Annotated in this window: 2 protein-coding genes and 2 pseudogenes; all 4 read right to left on the reverse strand. The window is 70.2% G+C overall.

Going from position 1 to position 3,341, the window contains the following annotated elements; all coding sequences use genetic code 11:
• Positions 1-178 precede the first annotated feature (178 nt).
• Positions 179-1,557: pseudogene (locus DSC45_RS35220) on the reverse strand (IS1380 family transposase).
• A 149-nt stretch (positions 1,558-1,706) separates the two neighbouring features.
• The gene (locus tag DSC45_RS35225; protein ID WP_162929451.1) at positions 1,707-2,249 is read right to left on the reverse strand and encodes a prephenate dehydrogenase/arogenate dehydrogenase family protein; all 543 of its coding nucleotides are present in this window, start codon (positions 2,247-2,249) and stop codon (positions 1,707-1,709) included.
• A 43-nt stretch (positions 2,250-2,292) separates the two neighbouring features.
• The gene (locus tag DSC45_RS35230) at positions 2,293-3,096 is read right to left on the reverse strand and encodes a TIGR03084 family metal-binding protein (protein ID WP_119296128.1); all 804 of its coding nucleotides are present in this window, start codon (positions 3,094-3,096) and stop codon (positions 2,293-2,295) included.
• 78 nt (positions 3,097-3,174) lie between these two features.
• A pseudogene (locus DSC45_RS36730) lies at positions 3,175-3,341 on the reverse strand (acyl-CoA thioesterase); the annotation flags it as partial.

Genomic DNA, 3,341 nt, shown 5'->3' on the forward strand with positions numbered 1-3,341 from the left:
GCGATGAAAAGAACGCTGGCCTCGAAATTTCGTGACGGCTCATCAGGTCAACTGGTGTGCCTTTTCGGTTTGTTGGGCCGGTGCGGGCAGGCTGGTCGCCCGGCTGTCGCGTCGGGTGGGCGCCGGGTTCCGCGGCTCCGGTGGGGTGGTGCTACTCGTCGGGGTGGGAGTCTGCTGGTCAGCCGGGATTTGGGAGGGCATCCAGCCTGGCCAGGGCGCTGGTGATCACGTCTGTCCAGGGCCAGTGGTCCGCGAATCCGAGGTGCCGGCGCCGGGCTGTAGTGACGAGTTGGGCGGCGGCGGAGAACAGGCGGGTCCGCAGTCGGCGTGGCTCCCAGAGCCGGGCCTTCCCGGTCAGCGCGAGCATCGGCATCCAGGCCAGCAGGTCGACGCAAGCTGGACGATCTCCAGCCAGATCCGGTTCTGCGCGGCGTCGTGCAGGGGCAGGTTGCGCAGGCCGGTAGCGCGAGCGGTTCGGATGCGGTCCTCGGCTCTCGCGCGTTGGCGGTGACGCAGTTCCAGGGTCTCGATCTTCTCGCCGGTGGTGTTGGTGGCAAAGCAGGTCAACCGCAGTCCGTCGGCGTCGGTGAGGCGCAACTGGGCGCCGGGGTGCGGGCGTTCCTTGCGGACGATCAATCGCATGCCCTGCGGCCGGCCCTTGAGTACGTTGCCGTCGAGCTCAGCGGCCCAGGCACCGTCGCGGATGCCTCCGTCCGGCTCGACGGCCACCGTCCAGGCCGAGGCAGGAACCTGCAGAACAGCGTGGTGGATGGCGTCGGTGATGGTCATTCCGACCGAGTAGGACAAGTCAGCGGCCGCGCTTCGCGAGCCAGTCCACGAACTCGTGGGTGCCACCGCCGGAATCGGTACGGATGAGCGTCTGGCGTCCGCGCCGGTAGGTCTTCGCTAGCTGGGACAGGGCGAGTTGAGTGGTGGTGATGTGGTCCGCGGCGGTGTTGGATCCGGCGTTGGCGGGCCGCAGCAGGGCGGCGACCGGCTCTCCACTGCCGCCGCTTGAGTGGTCGACGAAGGCCATCGAAGGATGGTGTCCGAACGTCTTCTTCCAGGTCGCGGTGGCGTCCTGCTGCTCGGAGTGGGCAAGCACCAGCACCCCGTCGATGTCCACGATCACCTGCCCGCCCGCGTCCGGAGCCCGCTGCCCCGGCCAACTCCCAGACATGCTCGCGGACATGGCCGCGTGCGGCACGGATCGCGGACAGGCCCTTCGGCCCGGCGCGAGCGGGAGCATCGATGAGGCGGGAGACGGTGGGATCGGAGGCCACCGCACCGAACACGGCCGGCTCGGCCCGCAGCATGCCCACATCGGCCAGACAGTCCCCGCCGAGCGCGACCGCCAGGACCACATCCAGCAGGATCTTCCCCGGATCGTGCACCGCCCGCGGCTTGCGCCACGGGGCCAGGGCAGTCGATATCGCCTGATCCAGCCCGGCCTTGCGGAGGGTCTCGACCAGCAGGACGCCGCCCGCCTGCGAGACCACCGCCCGGCTCCACCGCCCCGACGCGGACACGTGGGGAGGAACCGATACGCTTCTTCACCTGGAAAGTGCCTCCGACGGTGGCAGGAACAAGGACCTCGACAATCCTCATTCTTGCTGTTCAGAGGCACTTTTCGTTTACCTGACCACCCGTCGGACACCGGCCTTCATGAAAGCCGGAGGCTAGGCCTACCAGTCGGGTTCAAGCAATCATGAGGCTATGTGGTCGACGTCGGCGGGAGTCGAGTCGACGCGTAAAGCGCCGCATGCGGCTATCAGGTGACCGACCGCGTCGAGCGCCTCCGGTTCCACCAGGGGGTACGGGCACAGGAACCAGGGCCGGCCCGCGAAGCGATCCGCGCTGGGCTTCGTACGCGCGCCCGCCGGTCCCGGCGGGAGGGGGTACCCGGGCAGGTACCCCCACAGGTCGCAGCCGCGCAGCCGGGCCTCGGCCCAGATCTCCTGCTTGCCGCGGGCGACGTCGGTGTAGGCACGTCCGCGGCCGTGTGCCTGGGCTTCGTACAGGGCGTCGACCACGGCACCGGGTGCCGTGGCGATCACCACGAGGTCGGCCGGCGGGGTGTCGGGCAGGAGTTCGGTGCCGGCCCCCAGCGCCCGGGCCCGGGTCACTGCTTGCGGGTCGAGGTCGGAGAGAGCGACCTGCGCACCGGCGCGGCGGAGCGCCAGCGCGATGGACGTGCCGGTCAGGCCGCAGCCGATCACGGTGACATGCTGCAGGACAGTGGGTGTCACCGTGATCGCCTCGAGCCCTTGGCCGATGCTTCAGGGACGCTGATCATTCATCAGTATCCGTGAACTGGCCGGGCCTTCGGCCCTCGCCCGCCGGTCCGCGATAGGCCTGGGCGATGTCCAGCCAGTGCTCCGCGTCGCGGCCCGTCGCGGTCAGGGCGAGGTCGTCGCGGTGCCGGCGACGGGTCACCAGCAGGCAGAAGTCGTGGGCGGGTCCGGTGACCGTCTGGGCCGCTTCCTCGGGCCCGATGCGCCATATCTCGCCCGAGGGTGCGGTCAGTTCGAAGCGGAAGGGCTCGTCCGGAGGTGTCTCGCCGCGGGACTGGTAGCCGAAGTCCCGGGTCAGGAAGGCGAAGTCGACCAGGTGCCGCAGGCGGTCCGTCGGGGTGCGGCGGACACCGAGTGCGTCGGCGATGTCCTGGCCGTGTCCGAAGAGCTCCATGATGCCCGCGCAGGTGAGGATGGTGGGCGGCAGCGGGTTGACGAGCCACGGCACGACCTCGTCCTCGGGGACGGCGGCCAGGGCGCGGACGCAGCTCTCGGCTTCGGCCTGGAAGGTGGTGAGCAGTTCCTCCGGGGGCAGGGTGTTGAACTGCCGCAGGGCGGCGTTCACGGCACCGTTGAAATCGTTGGCCGCGCTCGCGGCGATGGCCTCGAACGTCCGGGGGTCGGCGGCGGCCGTCTTGGCCAGCCGGAAGATGAAGGTCAGGTGGGCGATCTGGTCGGCGATGGACCAGCCTGGCGCGGGGGTCGGGGTCTGCCACGCGGCGGCGTCCAGGTCCGCCACGAGCCCGATGACGTCCTCGGTGTCGGCGGTCAGGGCCTTGAGGGTGTCATGCAGGTCAGCCATGGTGTTCTGCTCCTCGGGTGGTGGGGTACGGCCGTTCAGCCACCCCGCTCACTCGCCATGAGCATGGTGGAGGTTGGTTCAGGCGGCGTGGCCGGCCAGCGGGGACGCCTGCGTGGCGTAGGGGGCGAGGGCCTGCGCGAGCGCCTCGGGGATCGGCGAGGGCACGGTGGCGTTGTTCGGGCCGCGCATGCACGCAATCCGCTGCCGGCCCCGGGCGACCAGCGTCTCGCCGCCGCCCTCGGACA

The sequence above is a fragment of the Streptomyces sp. YIM 130001 genome (assembly GCF_003574445.1).
Taxonomy (GTDB): domain Bacteria; phylum Actinomycetota; class Actinomycetes; order Streptomycetales; family Streptomycetaceae; genus Streptomyces.